Here is a 17,728-nt window from a genome sequence, read left to right on the forward strand (position 1 = left end):
GGATGGGTCGCCAGGCGGGCGCCCCCTACGATGGGCGCCATGTCCGTCACCGACACCGTCCGCCTTGCCCTCCCCGCCGAAGCCGTCGACATCGCCCGCATCCAGCGGCGGGCATGGGCCGAGTCGGGGCTGCTGGCCGCGGCGGGCGGTGGCCTTGCGGCCGACGAGGCCACCCGCGTCTGGCACGAGGCCATCGTCAAGCCGCCGCTGGCCCACCTGCGGGTGCTCGTCGCCATCGGCGACGGCGGCGTCGTGGGCTTCGCCGTGACGGGCCCCAGCGGGGACCCGGACCGCTCGCAGCGGGACGGGACCATCGCCGAGTTCGTCGTCGATCCCCGGCAGCGGGGCCACGGCCACGGGTCGCGGCTGGTCAACGCGGCCGTCGACACCCTGCGCCGGGACGGCTACGAGGTGGCCACGATGTGGGTGCGCGCGGCCGACGACGCGCTCCGCGCGTTCCTGTCGGGCTGCGGCTGGGCGGCCGACGGTGCGCACCAGGAGATCGGCACCGACGACGGCGCGCCCGGCGTCAAGCTGATCCGGATGCACACCGACATCTCGCTGGGGACGTCCTGATCAGTGGATGCCTAGGGATCACTAGATCCCCAGCACCGACTCCATCTCCAGGGTGAGACCCGGGTGGTCCATGACGTGCCTGATTCCGGCCACCACACCGGGCATGAAGGAGACCCGCTCGAACGAGTCGTGGCGGATGGTCAGGGTCTCCCCCGTGTCGCCGAAGACGACCTCCTGATGGGCCACCAGGCCCTGCAGCCGCACCGCGTGGACGTGGATGCCGTCCACCACGGCGCCGCGGGCCCCGTCGTCCTGCACGGTGGCGTCCGGAACCGGCCCCAGCCCCGCCTCCTCGCGCGCCGCCGCGATGCGGCGCGCCGTCGTGGCGGACGTGCCCGACGGGGCGTCGGCCTTGTTGGGATGGTGCAGCTCGATGATCTCGGCCGACGGGTAGAACGGGGCGGCGAGGGCGGAGAACTTCATCATCAGCACGGCGCCGATGGAGAAGTTGGAGGCGATGAGCACACCCACCTCCGGGTGCGCCGCGCACAGCTCACGCACCCGCTCCAGGCGCTCAGCGGTGAAGCCCGTGGTGCCGATCACCATGTGCAGCCCCTTCTCGAGGCACCACGCGATGTTGTCCATCACGGCGTCCGGATGCGTGAAGTCCACCACCACCTGCGCCCGGTTGACCAGCTCCCTGGGCTCCCCCAGGTCCGCGCCCCCTACGGGCGTCATGCCCTCGGCGCGCGTGACGGCCCGGACCACCTCGCTGCCCATCTTCCCGCTGACCCCGAACACGCCCACGCGAATCTCGCTCACGAGTGATCCCTCCCGTTGGTTTCTCCCATCCAAGCATCGACGGCGGGGCCCCGCCACCCGCCGGGCAAAGCCGCAGGGGCGGGCCCGGAGAATTCCGGACCCGCCCCTGCGGTCACGCACCTGGACCAGGCTCAGTCGTTCGACTCGGCCTTCTCCTCCACCACCGGGATCAGCGACAGCTTGCCGCGGTCGTCGATGTCGGAGATCTCCACCTGCAGCTTCTGGCCGACGGAGAGGACGTCCTCCACGCTCTCGACGCGGGCGCCGCCGGCGAGCGGGCGCAGCTTCGAGATGTGCAGGAGCCCGTCCTTGCCCGGCAGCAGCGACACGAACGCGCCGAAGGTGGTGAGCTTCACCACGGTGCCGAGGTACCGCTCGCCGCGCTCCGGCAGGTGCGGGTTGGCGATGGCGTTGATCGCGGCGACGGCGGCGTCCGCGGCCTCGCCCGTCTCGGCGCCCACGTAGACGGTGCCGTCGTCCTCGATGGAGATGTTCGCGCCGGTGTCGTCCTGGATCTGGTTGATCATCTTGCCCTTGGGGCCGATGATCTCGCCGATCTTGTCCACCGGGATCCGCACCGTGATGATGCGGGGAGCGTACGGGCTCATCTCGTCGGGCACGTCGATGGCCTCGTTCATGACGTCGAGCAGCGTGTGCCGGGCGTCGCGGGCCTGCAGCAGGGCCTTCTGCAGCTCGACGGCGGGGATGCCGTTGAGCTTGGTGTCCAGCTGGAGCGCGGTGAGGAAGTCACGCGTGCCGGCCACCTTGAAGTCCATGTCGCCCAGCGCGTCCTCGGCGCCGAGGATGTCGGTCAGCGCGATGTACTTCGTCTCGCCGTCGACCTCCTCCGACATGAGGCCCATGGCGATGCCCGCGACGGCGGACTTCAGCGGGACACCGGCGTTGAGCAGGGACAGCGTGGAGGCGCAGACCGAGCCCATCGAGGTGGAGCCGTTGGAGCCCAGCGCCTCCGAGACCTGACGGATGGCGTAGGGGAACTCGGTGCGGGTGGGCAGCACGGGGATCAGCGCCCGCTCGGCCAGCGCGCCGTGGCCGACCTCGCGCCGCTTCGGGGAGCCGACGCGGCCGGTCTCTCCGGTGGAGAACGGCGGGAAGTTGTAGTTGTGCATGTAGCGCTTGGTCCGCTCCGGGGAGAGCGTGTCGATCTTCTGCTCCATGTCCAGCATGTTCAGCGTGGAGACGCCCATGATCTGGGTCTCGCCGCGCTGGAACAGCGCCGAGCCGTGGACGCGCGGGATGACCGCGACCTCGGCGGCCAGCTCACGGATCTCGCTCGGGCCGCGACCGTCGATGCGGACGGACTCGGTGAGCGTGCGGTGGCGCACGATCTTCTTGGTCAATGCCTTGAGGGAGGCCGACACCTCGTTCAGGCGGCCCTCGAAGCGCTCAGCGAGCTGCGCGGTGACGTCCTGGCGGATGGCGTGGGTGGCCTCGTCACGCTCCTGCTTGCCGCCGATCTTCATGGCCTCGGCCACGCGCGCGGAGGCGAGCTCGGAGACGGCCTCGAAGACGTCGTCCTGGTAGTCGCGGAAGACCGGGAAGTCGTAGGTCTCCTTGGGCAGCTTGGCGGCCAGCTCGGACTGGGCGTCGCACAGCGCCTTGATGAACGGCTTGGCCGCCTCGAGGCCCTGCCCCACGACCTCCTCGGTGGGGGCCGTCTTGCCGGAGCGGACGAGCTCCCATGTGGCCTCGGTGCCGCCGGCCTCGACCATCATGATCGCGACGTCACCGTCGGCCAGCACACGGCCGGCGACCACCATCTGGAAGACGGACTTGGACACCTGCTCGACGGAGGGGAACGCCACCCACTGGTCGTCGATGAGGGCGACGCGGACGCCGCCGATGGGGCCGGAGAACGGCAGGCCTGCGATCTGGGTGGACATCGACGCGGCGTTGATGGCCACGACGTCGTACATCACGTTGGGGTTGAGCGACAGCACGGTCACCACGACCTGGACCTCGTTGCGCAGGCCCTTGACGAACGCGGGGCGCAGCGGGCGGTCGATGAGGCGGCAGGCCAGGATGGCGCCCTCGCCGGGGCGGCCCTCGCGACGGAAGAACGAGCCGGGGATCTTGCCCGCGGCGTACATGCGCTCCTCGACGTCGACGGTGAGGGGGAAGAAGTCGATGGCGTCGCGCGGGGTCTTCTGCGCGGTGGTGGCCGACAGCAGCATGGTGTCGCCGTCGAGATAGACGGCGGCCGCGCCGTCAGCCTGCTGGGCCAGCACGCCGGCCTCGAAACGTACGGTGTGCTTGCCGAACTTGCCGTTGTCGATCACGGCTTCAGAGAATTCGATGCCTGGTCCTTCCATGGACAGGCTCCTTTCGGGGGGTGTTCGCCCGCCCGCGCACGGCGATGCTCGCCACGCCTGCCGGTCATCGATCGAGGCCCGCGGGTGCGCTCTCCGGGCGCCCGAAAGCCACTACCGAGGACCAGACGGACACGTGCGCTGGGCGGCGGGTGGAAATGAAGATATTCAGTTGTCCAGTGCAGTCTAGCCGCTTGGGCCACGATGGTTGAATGCTCAGTGTCACCGATCCGCAGTCGGTCGAGGCCTCCATCGCCACGGCGCGCAGGTGGGCGGCGGAGAGCGCGGGCCACGCCGAACCCCAGGCGGCACGGCTCCTCGCCCGCGTCCTGGCCCACCCCGACGGGCTCCCGTTCACGCTGGACTTCGTCGACGGGGTGCTGAGACCCGAGGACCGGCGTGTCGCGGCGGAGGCGCTGCGCGGGCTGGCCCGCCGCCCTGCCCCGTTCCTGCCGCCGCCGCTGCGATGGGGACTGAAGGCGGTGGGGCTGGCGCCCCGACCCACCCTCGCACTGGTGAGGGCGGCCTTCACCGCCCTGGTCGGAGACCTGGTGGTCGATGTCGGCAGGCGGCTGGGCTCGTCGCTGGCGCGGTGCCGGCGCCGCGGGAGCCACCTCAACGTCAACCTGCTCGGGGAGGCCGTCCTCGGCGACCGGCACGCCTCGGCGCGGCTCCGCGAGACCATGCGACTCCTTGCCCGCGACGACGTCGACTACGTCTCCATGAAGGTCTCGGCCGTCCTGGGTCCCCACTCCCCCTGGGCCCACGAGGCCACCGTCGAGGAGGCCGCCACGCGGCTCCGGCCGCTCATGCTGCTGGCGGCGCGCTCGGGGAAGTTCGTCAACCTGGACATGGAGGAGTACCGCGACCTCCACCTCACGCTCGACGTGTTCTCCCGGCTGGTGATGGATCCCGAGCTGCTTGGGCTGCGCGCCGGGATCGCGGTGCAGACCTATCTCTCCGAGTCCGGCCTCATTCTGAGGCAGCTCGACGCGTTGGCCGGCCGGCGGGTGTCGGAGGGGGGCGCGCCGATCAAGGTGCGGCTCGTCAAGGGCGCCAACCTGGCGATGGAGCGCGTCCAGGCCGAGCTCAGGGGGTGGGAGAACCCCGTCCTCGGGAGCAAGGCGGCGACGGACGCGAGCTTCCTACGCGCCTTGGATTTCTGCCTCACCCCCGAGCGCGCCGGGCGGCTGCTCGTCGGGGTGGCCAGCCACAACGTCTACTCCCTAGCGGCGGCCTGGGAACTCGCGCGCGCCAGGGGGGTCGCGGGTCAGCTGGATGTCGAGATGCTCTCGGGCATGGGGGTGCCGCTGCAGGAGGTCATCCTGCGCGAGGTCGGCCGGCTGAGGCTCTACGTCCCGGTAGTGCCGCGTGCAGAGTTCGACTCGGCGATCTCGTACCTGGTCCGCCGCCTGGAGGAGAACGCCGCCCCGGAGAACTTCATGTCCGGCGCCGCGAACCTCGGCCGCGACACGGCGTTCCTCGCCAGGGAGGAGGCCAGGTTCCGGGAGGCGGTCGCCCTGGTCCCCGCGCCGACCCCGCAGCGGTGGGCCACGCAGAGCCGCTCCGACGACGCGCCCGGGTTCGCCAACGCGCAGGACACCGACCCGGCGCTGCCCGTCAACCAGGAGTGGGCTGCGGCCATCCACTCGCTGCTCCCGACCCCCGGGCTGGGCGCCGCCCTGGTCAGCCACGCCACGGTATCCACCCGCGAGGGCATCGAGTCGGTCGTCGAGCGCGGCCGTCGGGCGGGCGCGCTGTGGGCTGCGGTCCCGCCGGCCGACCGGGCGACGGCGCTGCGCAGGCTCGCTGCGGCACTTGAGGAGGCCCGCACCACGCTCATCGCGGTGGCCGCCGACGAGGTGGGCAAGCTGATCGACCAGGCCGACGTCGAGGTATCCGAGGCCGTGGACTTCGCCGCGTACTACGCCGAGCGGGCCACCGACCGGATCGAGGGGGCAGTCCACGTCCCGCCAGTCCTGACCGTCGTCACGCCGCCCTGGAACTTCCCCATCGCCATCCCACTGGGCGGCGTCGCCGCGGCGCTCGCCGCGGGATCCGCGGTGATCCTCAAGCCTGCGCCGCCCGCCCGGCGGACCGCGGCGATCCTGGCCGAGGCCTGCACCCGCGCCGGCCTGCCCCCCGACGTGGTGCAGTTCGCGGTGGTGGACGACGGTCCCTTGGGGCAGAGCCTGGTCTCGGATCCGCGCGTGGATCTCGTGATCCTCACCGGGGCCGCGGAGACAGCCGCGATGTTCCGGTCATGGCGACCCTCCATGCCCCTTCTCGCGGAGACCTCGGGCAAGAACGCCATCGTCGTGACACCGTCGGCGGACCTGGACCTGGCGGTGGCCGACCTCGTCACCTCGGCATTCGGTCACGCCGGGCAGAAGTGCTCGGCCGCCTCGCTGGGCATCCTGGTGGGCTCCGTGGCCCGGTCGCGGAGGTTTCGGGACCAGCTCCTCGACGCCGTCTCGTCCCTGAGGGTCGCCTGGCCCGCAGACCCGGCCGCCCAGATGGGCCCCCTCACCGAGCCGCCGGGGCCCAAGCTTCTGCGCGGGCTCACGCGGCTGGAACCCGGGCAGAGCTGGCTACTTGAACCGCGCCGGCACAGCGAACGCCTGTGGAGCCCCGGGATCCGGGCGGGCGTGCTGCCCGGCAGCGAGTTCCACCGGGTCGAGTACTTCGGCCCCGTCCTCGGCCTGATGGAAGCCGCGACCCTGGAGCAGGCCGTCGACTGGCAGAACGGCACCGAGTACGGGCTCACGGCGGGCCTGCACTCCCTGGACCCCGGTGAGATCGAGGCGTGGCTGCGACTCGTGGAGGCCGGCAACTGCTACGTCAACCGCACCATCACCGGGGCGATCGTGCAGCGCCAACCCTTCGGGGGATGGAAGCGCTCGGCCGTCGGCCCGGGCACGAAGGCGGGTGGCCCCAACTACGTCGCGTCGCTGGGCAGATGGGACCCCGAGCCGCAGTGGCCGACACGGACGAGGATCCCCACCGGTCCGGCGTTCGCGCCGCTGCTGCGCGGCGCACGCACCGTCCTGTGGGCCACGGAGTGGGAGCGCCTGCGCGCGGCGGCCGCCGGCGACGAGGAGGCGTCGCGGACCGTGTTCGCAGCCGTGCACGACCCGACGGCGCTGGTCTCCGAGCGCAACATCCTGCGCTACCTGCCCGCGAGGGTGGTGGTGCGGGTGGAGGAGGCCGACGCGTGGGACGTCCTGCGCGAGGCGTCCGCAGCGATCGCGGCAGGCTCCGATGTGCGGTTCTCGGCCCGCGGGCCGCTCGCCGACGGGGTGGCCGAGGCCCTGGGCCGGGTGGGCTTCCCGCTGGAGATCGCCGCCGACGAGGAGTTCGACGCGACGGCGACCGGCCGCATCCGCCACCTCGGCTCGCGTGACCTGCTCGCCGATCTCGGTGGCTCGATCGACGCCACCGTCTACCCAGGTCCCGCGCTGCCGGGGCGCCTGGCCTGTCTGCCCTACCTGCGTGAGCAGAGCGTCTCGGTCACCGCCCACCGGTTCGGCCACCCGCGGGAGGTCCTGAAGACGACTCAGGGCGCCCCCTGAGGGGCGCCCTGAGCGATGAAGAGATACTGCCGAGGTCAGCGACGCAGGCCGAGGCGGGCGATGAGCGCGCGGTAGTGCTCGACGTCGTTCTTCGCGACGTAGTTGAGCAGGCGGCGGCGCTGGCCGACCATGAGCATCAGGCCGCGGCGGCTGTGGTGGTCGCCCTTGTGCTCCTTGAGGTGCTCGGTGAGGTGAGCGATCCTCTTGGTGAGGAGGGCGATCTGCACGTCCGGCGACCCGGTGTCACCCGGGGTGGTCGCGTACTCGTCGATGATCTTCTTCTTGTCAACAGCGTCCATAAAATGGGGCTCCTTCCGGTTCGCTGCACGGCGCCCCAGGCGCGGGTGCTGTCGGGGCTCTGACTGATCCGTGGCCGATCAAACGGCAACCTGGGAACCCTATCACCGCGGGGACGGTGCCCCCAAACCGGTGGAGCACCCCGGTGCATGCCCGAAGCGGTAGGGTGGCAACAGTCCCGGCACAGTGAGCAAGGAGCCCCTATGGCAATCGGCGTCCGTCCTGCAACGGCAGCAGACCTCGAAGCGCTGCGCGCGAACCAGTTCCGTCCGGACCTCGGCCTCGTGGATCAGCATTTCGAGGCGCAGCAGCGGGGCTCGCTGATCCTCGCCGTCGCCCTCGACGAAGATGAGCCCGTCGGCACAGCGGTGCTCGACCTCGAGGCGGACTCCATGACCCCCGAGCTTCGCAACATGTATGTCTATCCCCACGCACGCCGGCTCGGCGCGGGGCGGGCTCTCAGCCGCTTCCTGGAGGAGGAGGCCCGGGCCCGTGGATTCTCGGCCGTCTACCTCGCCGTGGACCCCAACAACGAGCGCGCCGTCCCCCTGTACATCTCGCTGGAGTACTACCCCACCGGCGAGCACCTGTTCGTGGAGGAGCCCGAGGTGCCGCAGGTCGAGGGTGATCTGGAGCCCAGCAAGCATTACGCCATCTACAAGAAGTCCCTGACGGCCCGCTGACCGCCGGCCGGCCAGCGCCATCCCCTCCCGCCCGGCACGTCCTCGCCGGGAACGGCAGTGATCAGGGATTTCCCAGGCAACGCCTGGTGGCCTCGACGTCTGCGTGCATCTGCTCGATCAGATCATCGATGCCCGTGAAGCGCACCTGGCCCCGCAGCCTCTGGACGAAGTCGACGGCCACCTCCACCCCGTAGAGCTCGAGATCGGTGCGGTCCAGCACGTAGCTCTCCACCCTGCGGTCCGCGCCGTCGAACGTGGGGTTGGTGCCCACGGAGATCGCTGCGGGCATCGGGCTGCCGTGCTCGTCGAGGTTGGTGAGCCACCCCGCGTAGACGCCGTCGGCCGGCACGGCCATCTCCGGCGGCACGGTCAGGTTGGCCGTGGGGAAGCCTAGGTCGCGGCCCCGCTGGTCCCCCACCACCACCACTCCGCGGAACCGGAACGGCCTCGTCAGGTGCTGCGAGGCGCCCTCCACGTCCCCCGCCGCGAGCAGTTCCCGGATGCAGGTCGAGCAGGTCACCTCGTGGTTGATGGTCTCGAGCTGCAGCGGCACCACCTCGAACCTGCCGGCGCCCAGCTCGGCGAGCGTGCGCACGTCCCCCGCGGCGCGGTGACCGAAGCGGAAGTTCTGGCCCACCACCACCCGCACCGGGTGCAGCGGGGCGATGAACCTGTCCACGAATTGAGCGGGCGTCATGGCCGCCACCTCGGGCGTGAAGCGGATCACGCGCACCTCGTGGGCCCCGGCCCCCTTGAGCAGGTCGATCCGGGTCCGCAGGTCGCTCAGGAGTTTCGGGGCCGCCGCAGGTCTGAGCACCGTCACCGGGTGGGGCCAGAACGTGAGCACGATGAGGGGATGATCGACGTCCCTCGTGGCCTCGGCCAGCACCCGGCGATGGCCGAGGTGCACGCCGTCGAAGTTGCCGATCACGACCACCGATTCAGTCACGGTTCCCCAATCTGTCATGCCCCGACCAGCACCGCAACCGGCCGCGATCCGGCGCCGGCGGGCTCGTAGAGGGCGAGGAGTTCACCGTCCGGCGACAGCACCCCGGTCGGGGACCCCGGCACCGGGCGCGCCAGCGGACGCCCGAAGCCCACGTCGCGCGCCTCGTCCACGGTCAGGTCGATCACCGGGAAGCTGAGCCGTGCTGCCTCAGACATGGGCATGAGCGGCGGGGGCTCGTCGCCCAGGACGACGGCGTCGTCGAGGCTGTAGCGGCCGATCCGGGTCCGCCTGAGCGCCGTGAGGTGCCCGCCCACCCCGAGGGCCGATCCGAGATCGCGCGCGATGGCCCGGACGTAGGTGCCCGACGAGCACTCGATGTCGAGGTCCACGTCGAGGCGGGCGCCGTCGGCCCGCACGGCCAGCACGTCGAGCCTCGAGACTGTGACTGGTCTGGCCTTCAGCTCGACGCTCTCCCCCGCCCGGACCCGGGCATACGAACGCTTGCCGTCGACCTTGATCGCCGAGACGGCGCTGGGCACCTGGAGGATGTCCCCGCGCATCGGCAGGAGACCGGATTCGATCAGGTCCCGCGTGATGCCCGAGGCATCGGCGACACTCACGACGTCGCCGTCCGCGTCATCGGTGGGCGAGGACTCGCCCAGCCGCACGGTGGCCAGGTAGCGCTTGTCGTGCAACGCCAGGTGACCCAGCAGCCTCGTCGCCCTGTTGACCCCGAGGATGAGCACCCCGGTGGCCATCGGGTCGAGGGTGCCGGCGTGCCCGATCTTTCGGGTACCGAGGAGACGACGCAGGCGACCCACCACCTGGTGGGAGGTGATCCCCGACGGCTTGTCGACGATCACCACCCCCGAGGCGGAGGTCACTGCTCGTCGTCCTCCTCGGACTCGTGCGGCTTCCGGTAGGGGTCCGCGTCCCCCGCGAAGGTCTTACCCTCCGCGGCTGCGGCCGCGGCCGCGTCCTTCGCCTGCACCTCCGCCAGCAGGTCCTCCATGTGCCTGGCCGCCTCAGGGGTGGCGTCCAACACGAAGGCCAGAGTCGGCGTGAACTTCATCCCCAGCTGCTGGCCCACGGTGGAGCGCAGCATGCCGGTTGCCGAGGCGAGGGCGGCCGCCGACCCGGCCCGGGCCTCGTCGTCGCCGAGCACGGTGTAGAAGGCGGTGGCCTCCCGGTTGTCACCGGTCAGCCTCACCTCCGTGATCGTGACGAAGCCCAGCCGGGGATCCTTGACGCGGCGGTCGATCGTCGAGGCCAGGATGACCTTGATCTGATCGGCCAGCTTGGCGTTTCTCGGTCCGGGCATCAGGAGCGCTCCTTCTCCACCATCTCGAACGTCTCGATCACGTCACCGATCCGGATGTCGTTGTAGTTGGCAAGCGTCATGCCGCACTCGAAGCCCTCGCGGACCTCCGTGGTGTCGTCCTTCTCCCTGCGCAGCGAGCCGATGGTCGACGTGGCGACCACCACCCCGTCGCGGAGCAACCGGGCGCTGGCGTTGCGACGGATGGTGCCGTCGGTGACCATACAGCCGGCGATGTTGCCGAACTTGGACGACCGGAAGATCTCGCGGATTTCCGCCTGGCCACGGATCTCCTCGGCGAAGATCGGCTTGAGCATGCCCTTGAGCGCCGCCTCGATCTCGTCGATCGCCGAGTAGATAACCGAGTAGAACCGCATGTCCACGTTCTCGCGGTCCGCCATCTGGGCCGCGTGCGGCGTGGGCCGCACGTTGAACCCGATGATGACGGCCTTGGAGGCCGCAGCCAGCGACACGTTGGTCTCGGTGATCGCACCGACACCGCGGTCGATGACGCGCAGGGACACCTCGTCGCTGACCTCGATCTTGGACAGGGCATCCTCGAGCGCCTCGACCGAGCCCGCGCCGTCGCCCTTGAGGATGAGGAGCAACTCCTGCGCCTCGCCCTTCTCCAGCTGCTCGAACAGCTGGTCGAGGGTCTTGCGGCGGCTGGTCTTGGCCTGCTGGGCGGCACGCATGCGCGCCTCCCGCTTGTCGGCGATCTGACGGGCCATCCGGTCGTCGTCGACGACCAGGACGTTGTCCCCCGCGCCGGGCACCGACGTGAGGCCGAGCACCTGGACGGGCATCGACGGCGGGGCCGCCGCGATCGTCTCGCCCTGGTCGTTGATCAGGGCGCGGACGCGGCCGTGGGCCGAACCGGCCACGATCGAGTCACCGATGCGGAGCGTGCCGCGGTGGATGAGGACGGTCGCGACAGGGCCGCGGCCCTTGTCGAGGTGCGCCTCGATGGCCACGCCCTGAGCGGGCATGTCCGGGTTGGCGCGCAGGTCCAGGGCCGCGTCGGCCGTGAGGACCACGGCCTCCAGCAGCTCGTCGAGCCCTTGCCGGGTGATCGCGGAGACGTCGACGAACTGGGTGTCGCCGCCGTACTCCTCGGGAACCAGCCCGAACTCGGACAGCTGCCCGCGCACCCGGGTGGGATCCGCGGTCTCCTTGTCGATCTTGTTGACCGCCACCACGATCGGGACGTCGGCCGCCTTGGCGTGGTTGAGGGCCTCGATGGTCTGCGGCATCACGCCGTCATCGGCCGCCACCACGAGGACGGCGATATCCGTCGACTTGGCGCCACGGGCACGCATGGCGGTGAACGCCTCGTGGCCCGGGGTGTCGATGAAGGTGATGGGACGGGTCTGCTCGTCGACCTCGGTGACCACCTGGTAAGCGCCGATGGCCTGCGTGATGCCGCCGGCCTCCTTGGCCACCAGGTTGGTGTGACGCAGAGCGTCGAGCAGCTTGGTCTTGCCGTGGTCCACGTGGCCCATGACGGTGACGACCGGCGGGCGGGACTCGAGATCGTCCTCGTCGCCGATGTCCTCGCCGAACTCCAGGTCGAAGCTCTCCAGCAGCTCGCGGTCCTCGTCCTCGGGCGAGACGACCTCGATGTTGTAGTCGAGCTCGGCGCCCAGCACCTCCAGCGTGTCGTCCGCCACGGACTGGGTGGCCGTGACCATCTCGCCCAGGTGGAACAGCACCTGCACCAGCGACGCCGGCTCCACGCCGATCTTCTCGGCGAGGTCCGTCAGGGACGCGCCGCGACGGAGGCGCACTGTCGCGCCGTCGCCCTTGCGGAGGCGCACACCGCCGATCGACGGTGCCTCCATCTGGTCGAACTCTTGCCTGCGCTGCTTCTTGGACTTGCGGCCGCGCTTGCCGGCCGCGCCTCCGCGACCGAAAGCGCCCTGGGTGCCGCCGGTGCGACCACGGCCACCACCGCGACCGCCGCCACCGGCGGGGGCGCCCATGCCGCCACCCATGCCGGGACCGCCGGCGCCTCCGGCGCCACCGGGTCCGCCGGGACGACCGCCGCCGGGACGGCCACGGCCGGGACCGCCCGGCCCGCCGGGACGGCCACCGCGGGCGGGGGCTCCGAGCTGGGTGTTGGCAGTCTTGGGCATCATCGCCGGGTTGGGGCGCGGCATGCCGGGCACGCCGCCCGTGCCCCCGGGACGGGGCATGCGGTCCCCGGGCGCCGCGGGCGCGCCGGGACGTGCTCCCGGTGCGCCGGGACGCGGGCTGTCAGGGCGGCGACGCTGCTGCGTCCCCATGCCCTGGGCCGGCGCGAAGGGGTTGTTGCCGGGGCGCGGAGCCCCGGGCTTGCGGGGGCCCCCGGCGGGGGTGGGGGCAGCGGGACGCGGACCGGGAACCCCGGGACGCGGCGCGGACGACCCACCTGCTGCGGGGCGGGGCCCCGGGGCCGGGGTCTGCTGCGGTGCCGGCGCGGGTGCCGGTGCGGCGGGACGGGCCGCGGGCGCCGGGGCCGCAGCTGCCGGAGCGCTGGGCGCGGCCGGACGCGGCGCCGGGGTGGCCGGGCGGGGCGCGAAGGGCCGAGGAGCGTCGACGGCGGGCGTGGACGGGGCGGCGGGGGCGCTGGGCGCAGGCGCGGCCTGCGCGGCGGGTGCCACAGGAGCGGCGCCCTCCGACGGCACTGCTGCGGGCTTGGGGCGCGCCTGAGGCGCGGGGGCCGGTACCGGACGCGATCCGGAAACGGCCGCGGGGGCGGGACTTCCACCGAACGCTTCGCGGATGCGACGCACGACCGGGGCCTCCAGCGTGGAGGACGGGCCACGGACGTACTCGCCGTTCTCCCCCAGCCAGGCCAGCAGGTCTTTACTTGTCTTACCGATTTCCTTGGCGATCTCGTGGACGCGAGGCTTTGCCACTACTCTCCTTTGCGGCCCGACCTCCAAGGGGCGGGACCTTTAGTTGTGCTGAATCATCGTTGGGTTCTCATCGAGTGGTCATGAGCGTTAGCCCACCTTCTGGTTTGCCGCCCTGTCGGGCGTGGAACGATGCGCCCACGCACACGTGGGCCGCTGGACATCATATCCCTCCTGGCAGCCGCGATCCAGCCGAGCGCGTCAACCGAGCTGACCACCGACGGCAGGGTCGAGGTGCGCCCCGTCGCCGAACGCGCGCCGGAGGGCGCGCCGTTGGACGGCCAGGTCCAGGCAGGCACGGTGCACATAAGCGCCACGCCCGGCCAACCGGGGGCGGGTGCCGTCGAGGATCAGCTGACCGACCCGCACCAGCCTCAGCAGCTGGTCCTGGTCGTCCCGCCGTCGGCAGCCGATGCAGGTGCGTTGAGGGATCATCACAGGACAGCCTACGGCGAAGTGCCAGGACCTCCCCAGCCGCCCCACAGCCTGCTGACAGTTCGGCCGCGGATCGTTGGCTCATCGGGGCGCACGCCCGATGACCACACCGAAGGAGAATCACCATGAAGAACAAGATGATCGCCGGCATCTCGGCGGCCGCGATGGCGGCCGGTCTCGGCCTCGGCCTGTCCCAGGTGGCCACCGCCGACACCACTGCGTCTCCGACGCCCGGCGCCACCGCAGGCACGGGGACCGACGACGCGGACAGCACCTCGGACGGCCGCGGTGGCCGGCACGGCGGGCCCCGGGGGATGCTGGGCACCGACGCGGCGACGCTCGCCGAGAAGCTGGGCGTCGACGAGAGCGCCGTCGAGGAGGCCATGGCCGCCGCGCGCGACACGTTGGAGTCCTCCGAACCGGCACAGGACGCCACCGAGGCGGAGCGCGAGGCGGCCCGGGCGGAGCGCCAGGAGGCCTACGTGAAGGCGCTGGCCGCCGAGCTCGGCATCGACGAGGCGACGGTGCAGGCCGCCCTCGACGAGATCCGCGCCGCCCGAGAGGCCGAACGCGCGGCCGCCGACACGGAGATCCTCGCCCGGGCGGTCACCGACGGCGAGCTCACCCAGGCCGAGGCTGACGCCGTGCAGAAGGCCATCGACGCGGGAATCGTGTCGACGAGGGGCGCTGGCGGCCATCGCCGCTGACCAGCGGTCCCCCGACGCGCAGTGGCCCGGTGGCGATGCCACCGGGCCACTGCGTCGTCCAGCGACGGCTGCGCGATCAGGCGCAGCTCCAGGGCTGGGTGCCACGGATCTCGTACAGCCGGTTCGCCACGGTGATCTGCTCGGCGCGGCTGGCCTGGTGCGGGTAGGCCGCGAAGTCCTGACCGTTGACCGAGCGCCATGTCTGGAGGTTGAACTGCAGGCCGCCGTAGTAGCCGTTTCCGGTGTTGATGTCCCAACGGTTGCCCGACTCGCACTCGGCGATCCGGACCCACATGGCCTCGCGGGCCAGGTTGATGGCCCCGCCCGAGGACGAGGTGGAACCGGACGAGTTCGACGAGGACGGCGCGGGGGCGGTCACCTTGGTGCCCACGGCGGTCACCTGCGCCACGGGCTGCCGCGACACCACCCGCTCCGCGAGGGTCGAGCTCACCAGGACGCCGTCCTCGTACACCTCGGTGTAGGTCTCACGGGCGAGCCCCTCGACGCCCTTGGTGGTGACCTTGGTGGTGCCCTTGTCCAGGTCTGCGGTCTTCACCGTCGACTTGGTGAACGCGATGGCCGCCTCCTTCGTGGCCTGCTTGACCTCGACGTCGACCAGCGTGATGGCCAGACCGTCCTCAAGGACCGTGGTGGCGGCGGGGGTCAGCTTGTCGTCCGAGTCCGGCGCGACGCCGGCTTTGGCCAGGGCGTCCGCGACGGTGCCCGCCACGGTCAGCGACTGCGGCGCGCCGGCGACCGTCAGCGTGACGTCCTTGGCGGTGGCCACGTCCAGGCTCAGGCCCTGGCGGCCGATGGCGGTGGACCGGGACGCCGACAGCTTCGAGTCGGTGGCACCCAGGTTGAGCATGGTCAGCGCCTCGCCGACGGTGCGGGCGGTGGTCCACACCGTGCGCTCCTCGCCGTCGACCGTGACCTGGAACTCGCGGCCGTAGGCGACGCTGATCTCCATGTCGTCGCTGACCTCGGCCTCCGGGCCGGGGAGGACGACGTCGTGCTTGCCGAGGGAGATGTTCTCCAGCTCCAGGACCTCGGCGACGGTGTCCTCGCGCACCGCGATGGTGCGCGACACTCCGTCGACCACGAGCGTGACGTCATTCTTGTGCAGGGCGGTCGCGACGCCGGCGGCGGAGACCAGCGCGAGAGCGCAGCCACCTGCAACGGCGGGGATCCAGAACTTCTTCGCCTTCAACAAAACTCCTCAGACTGAGACGCGTACGTGAATCAGGCTAACCCGGGAGTTGAGAAAAAACCAAAAATATCCTGAGATTCTCTCAGTAGACGGCTAGGATCCGGCCCGATGGGCCTCGTACAGGGCCTCGGCCTCCACGTACCAGGCCAGCGCCTGGTCCCGCATGGTGGCCATCCAGACGGGGTCCGACGATGCGGCCAGATCCGTCAGCTCGTACGGGTCCTGCGCGAGGTCGAACACCTCGTCGCGGCGGTCCCCGAAGTGGTGGATGAGCTTCATGTCGCCGTCGACGACGGCGGTGCACTTGCCCCTGGCGAGGCATGTGGCCACCAGCGGGCCCTGCGGCTGCCCGCTGTACAGCGACGGCTGGTAGGCGTGCTCCGAGACCAGGTCGAAGCCGAGCGCGTCGACGGCGGTGGGCAGGACGGCCAGCTGGTTGGCCGGCTCATCGAGCCGCTCACCTGCCCGCAGCGGGTCGTGGATGAGGAACGGGATCCGGATGCCCTCGTCGTAGATCGTGTTGTCGTGCTGGAAGATCCGGTGCTCGCCGAACCCCTCCCCGTGGTCCCCCACCACCACGAACACGGTCTCCTCGTAGAGGCCGAGCTCCTTGAACATGTCGATCACGCGGCCGACGAAGGCGTCCTGGTAGTGGATGCTGTTGAGGTAGTCGTTGAGCAGCGGATCCTCGACGAAGCTGATCGGCTCGTAGCCCTCGAGCGCGTAGTCGTGGTGGCCCGTGACGGTGAGCATGCTGAGCAGGAACGGCTGGCCGCCCGTGCTCTCGATCCAGTCGCGCTCCGGGCCGAGCATGATGTCGTCCTCGTAGCCGAAGTAGTTCGACTTGTTGAAGCCGGCCTTCGGCATGGCGTCGACGGGGCGGAAGAAGTCGAAGCCCAGGTTCTCCACGGTGCTACGCCTGCGCTCGAAGTGCTCGGTCGCCGACTGGAAGAACGCCGTCTTGTACCCGTTGTCGCCGAGGAGCTCGGCCAGGCACGGCATCGGCAGGCCGGCCGGATCCGCCTCCGAGTTCTCGTGGTCCGTCGGCGGCGTGACGCCGCAGTGCACCGCGGTGATCGCCTTGGACGTGTGGGGCAGCACGGTGTACCCGCGCGAGGGGGTCAGGCTCGACGCGGCCAGCGCGTCGAGGACCGGGGTGACGGGCTCGCTGGTCTCCGGGAGCGTCGAGGTGGCGCGATGGGACTCCAGCACGATGACCACGAGGTTGCGCCCGGCCGCGTCCGCCCGCTGGACGAGGCGGGTGCTGTCGACGTCCTCGGCCGCGACGTCGGGCTCCTCCGGGTAGGCGCCCGCCTCCCTGATCGGCGAGACGACGAGCTGCACGGGCGGCGCCAGGGCGAAGGCCGCCGAGACGGTGGGCGCGCTCCACGCCGACGCCACGAGGAGCGCGGCGGCCGCCGCCATCAGCAGACGCCGCACCGTCCGCGAGGGACGACGATGCATCAACCGCGACACCACGGGCCCCAGCAGGAGAGGCGCGACGAAGGTGCTCACCCCGACGACGGTGAACAGCATCACCAGCTGGGGGCTCACCTGCGAGCCGAGCAGTCCGTCCAGCTCACTGCGGCCGCGCCACGCGTAGAGGATCTGCTCCCCCGTCAAGGGGTTGCCGGTCTGCATGACGTACGCGTGGCTCACCACCGTGAAGAGCCCGAGGAGCAGCGTGCCGAGATGGGCCAGGTAGAACGCGCCCGCCCGGAACCAGGCTGGGCCCACGGCGCACAACAGCCCCCACACCAGGACCCAGGCCGCCCCGAACGCGACGTCCGAGGACACCCGAGCGACGACCTCCCCGAGGCCCGCCTCGGGGAAGTACCTCGCCGTGCGTTCGAGCTTCAGCAGCACGCCCATGACGACGACCGGGAGCAGGAGGACGACAAGGCGACCCCACTTGTGGCGGGGCTTCAGTAAACGTGAAGCGAACGAAGTGTGAACAGGCATCGTCCGGACATGCTACGTTATCCGGCCGAA

Annotated in this window: 14 protein-coding genes; 4 read left to right on the top strand and 10 right to left on the bottom strand. The window is 71.1% G+C overall.

What is annotated here, in order from left to right:
- The first annotated feature begins 39 nt into the window (after positions 1-39).
- Positions 40-576, top strand: a complete 537-nt coding sequence (locus ACX1D3_RS12925) for a GNAT family N-acetyltransferase (protein ID WP_458994235.1) — start codon at positions 40-42, stop codon at positions 574-576.
- A gap of 21 nt (positions 577-597) precedes the next feature.
- Here the strand turns inward: ACX1D3_RS12925 and dapB are convergent, their stop codons facing one another.
- Together dapB and ACX1D3_RS12935 are read right to left on the bottom strand one after the other, a co-directional pair.
- Positions 598-1,329 (bottom strand): 4-hydroxy-tetrahydrodipicolinate reductase, encoded by a 732-nt coding sequence (gene dapB / locus ACX1D3_RS12930; RefSeq protein ID WP_458996552.1) that lies wholly within the window; start codon positions 1,327-1,329, stop codon positions 598-600.
- Positions 1,330-1,469: 140 nt separating this feature from the next.
- A complete protein-coding gene (locus ACX1D3_RS12935; RefSeq protein ID WP_458994236.1) occupies positions 1,470-3,671 on the bottom strand; it encodes a polyribonucleotide nucleotidyltransferase in 2,202 nt (733 codons plus the stop codon).
- Between the two features lie 209 nt (positions 3,672-3,880).
- Between ACX1D3_RS12935 and ACX1D3_RS12940 the strand changes: the two genes are divergently transcribed.
- Positions 3,881-7,240 carry a bifunctional proline dehydrogenase/L-glutamate gamma-semialdehyde dehydrogenase gene (locus tag ACX1D3_RS12940; RefSeq protein WP_458994237.1) on the top strand — a complete coding sequence of 1,120 codons (3,360 nt, stop codon included), beginning with the start codon at positions 3,881-3,883 and terminating at the stop codon, positions 7,238-7,240.
- A gap of 35 nt (positions 7,241-7,275) precedes the next feature.
- Here ACX1D3_RS12940 and rpsO read toward each other — a convergent pair whose 3' ends face one another.
- Positions 7,276-7,539: a 30S ribosomal protein S15 gene (rpsO, locus tag ACX1D3_RS12945; protein WP_458994238.1), complete on the bottom strand. Its 264-nt coding sequence runs from the start codon at positions 7,537-7,539 to the stop codon at positions 7,276-7,278.
- 201 nt (positions 7,540-7,740) lie between these two features.
- Here rpsO and ACX1D3_RS12950 point away from each other — a divergent pair, with 201 nt between their 5' ends.
- On the top strand, positions 7,741-8,220 hold the full coding sequence (locus ACX1D3_RS12950; RefSeq protein WP_458994239.1) for a GNAT family N-acetyltransferase: 480 nt from the start codon (positions 7,741-7,743) through the stop codon (positions 8,218-8,220).
- Between the two features lie 61 nt (positions 8,221-8,281).
- Here ACX1D3_RS12950 and ACX1D3_RS12955 read toward each other — a convergent pair whose 3' ends face one another.
- The 5 genes from ACX1D3_RS12955 to ACX1D3_RS12975 form a co-directional block, all read right to left on the bottom strand.
- Positions 8,282-9,187, bottom strand: a complete 906-nt coding sequence (locus tag ACX1D3_RS12955) for a bifunctional riboflavin kinase/FAD synthetase (RefSeq protein WP_458994240.1) — start codon at positions 9,185-9,187, stop codon at positions 8,282-8,284.
- Positions 9,184-10,053, bottom strand: coding sequence for a tRNA pseudouridine(55) synthase TruB (gene truB / locus ACX1D3_RS12960; RefSeq protein ID WP_458994241.1), 870 nt, complete (start codon positions 10,051-10,053; stop codon positions 9,184-9,186). Before truB ends, ACX1D3_RS12955 begins: the two co-directional genes overlap by 4 nt.
- Positions 10,050-10,490: a 30S ribosome-binding factor RbfA gene (gene rbfA, locus ACX1D3_RS12965; RefSeq protein ID WP_458994242.1), complete on the bottom strand. Its 441-nt coding sequence runs from the start codon at positions 10,488-10,490 to the stop codon at positions 10,050-10,052. Before rbfA ends, truB begins: the two co-directional genes overlap by 4 nt.
- Positions 10,490-13,387 (bottom strand): translation initiation factor IF-2, encoded by a 2,898-nt coding sequence (infB, locus tag ACX1D3_RS12970; protein WP_458994243.1) that lies wholly within the window; start codon positions 13,385-13,387, stop codon positions 10,490-10,492. Before infB ends, rbfA begins: the two co-directional genes overlap by 1 nt.
- A 198-nt stretch (positions 13,388-13,585) precedes the next feature.
- The gene (locus ACX1D3_RS12975) at positions 13,586-13,819 is read right to left on the bottom strand and encodes a YlxR family protein (protein ID WP_458994244.1); all 234 of its coding nucleotides are present in this window, start codon (positions 13,817-13,819) and stop codon (positions 13,586-13,588) included.
- A 125-nt stretch (positions 13,820-13,944) separates the two neighbouring features.
- Here ACX1D3_RS12975 and ACX1D3_RS12980 point away from each other — a divergent pair, with 125 nt between their 5' ends.
- Positions 13,945-14,526 (top strand): hypothetical protein, encoded by a 582-nt coding sequence (locus tag ACX1D3_RS12980; protein ID WP_458994245.1) that lies wholly within the window; start codon positions 13,945-13,947, stop codon positions 14,524-14,526.
- A 76-nt stretch (positions 14,527-14,602) separates the two neighbouring features.
- Here the strand turns inward: ACX1D3_RS12980 and ACX1D3_RS12985 are convergent, their stop codons facing one another.
- Positions 14,603-15,736 carry a resuscitation-promoting factor gene (locus tag ACX1D3_RS12985; RefSeq protein ID WP_458994246.1) on the bottom strand — a complete coding sequence of 378 codons (1,134 nt, stop codon included), beginning with the start codon at positions 15,734-15,736 and terminating at the stop codon, positions 14,603-14,605.
- Positions 15,737-15,829: 93 nt separating this feature from the next.
- Positions 15,830-17,698 (bottom strand): LTA synthase family protein, encoded by a 1,869-nt coding sequence (locus ACX1D3_RS12990; protein WP_458994247.1) that lies wholly within the window; start codon positions 17,696-17,698, stop codon positions 15,830-15,832.
- Positions 17,699-17,728: the final 30 nt, after the last annotated feature.

Source organism: Tessaracoccus yangjingae (assembly GCF_054483935.1).

What these genes read in the sequence shown, in the direction of transcription:
- rbfA (WP_458994242.1), bottom strand. Translation starts at nt 10,490, where the DNA reads ATGCCCGGACCGAGAAACGCCAAGCTGGCCGATCAGATCAAGGTCATC.
- ACX1D3_RS12975 (WP_458994244.1), bottom strand. Translation starts at nt 13,819, where the DNA reads ATGATCCCTCAACGCACCTGCATCGGCTGCCGACGGCGGGACGACCAG.
- ACX1D3_RS12990 (WP_458994247.1), bottom strand. Translation starts at nt 17,698, where the DNA reads ATGCCTGTTCACACTTCGTTCGCTTCACGTTTACTGAAGCCCCGCCAC.
- ACX1D3_RS12950 (WP_458994239.1), top strand. Translation starts at nt 7,741, where the DNA reads ATGGCAATCGGCGTCCGTCCTGCAACGGCAGCAGACCTCGAAGCGCTG.
- rpsO (WP_458994238.1), bottom strand. Translation starts at nt 7,539, where the DNA reads ATGGACGCTGTTGACAAGAAGAAGATCATCGACGAGTACGCGACCACC.
- ACX1D3_RS12980 (WP_458994245.1), top strand. Translation starts at nt 13,945, where the DNA reads ATGAAGAACAAGATGATCGCCGGCATCTCGGCGGCCGCGATGGCGGCC.
- ACX1D3_RS12925 (WP_458994235.1), top strand. Translation starts at nt 40, where the DNA reads ATGTCCGTCACCGACACCGTCCGCCTTGCCCTCCCCGCCGAAGCCGTC.
- ACX1D3_RS12955 (WP_458994240.1), bottom strand. Translation starts at nt 9,187, where the DNA reads ATGACAGATTGGGGAACCGTGACTGAATCGGTGGTCGTGATCGGCAAC.
- ACX1D3_RS12940 (WP_458994237.1), top strand. Translation starts at nt 3,881, where the DNA reads ATGCTCAGTGTCACCGATCCGCAGTCGGTCGAGGCCTCCATCGCCACG.
- ACX1D3_RS12935 (WP_458994236.1), bottom strand. Translation starts at nt 3,671, where the DNA reads ATGGAAGGACCAGGCATCGAATTCTCTGAAGCCGTGATCGACAACGGC.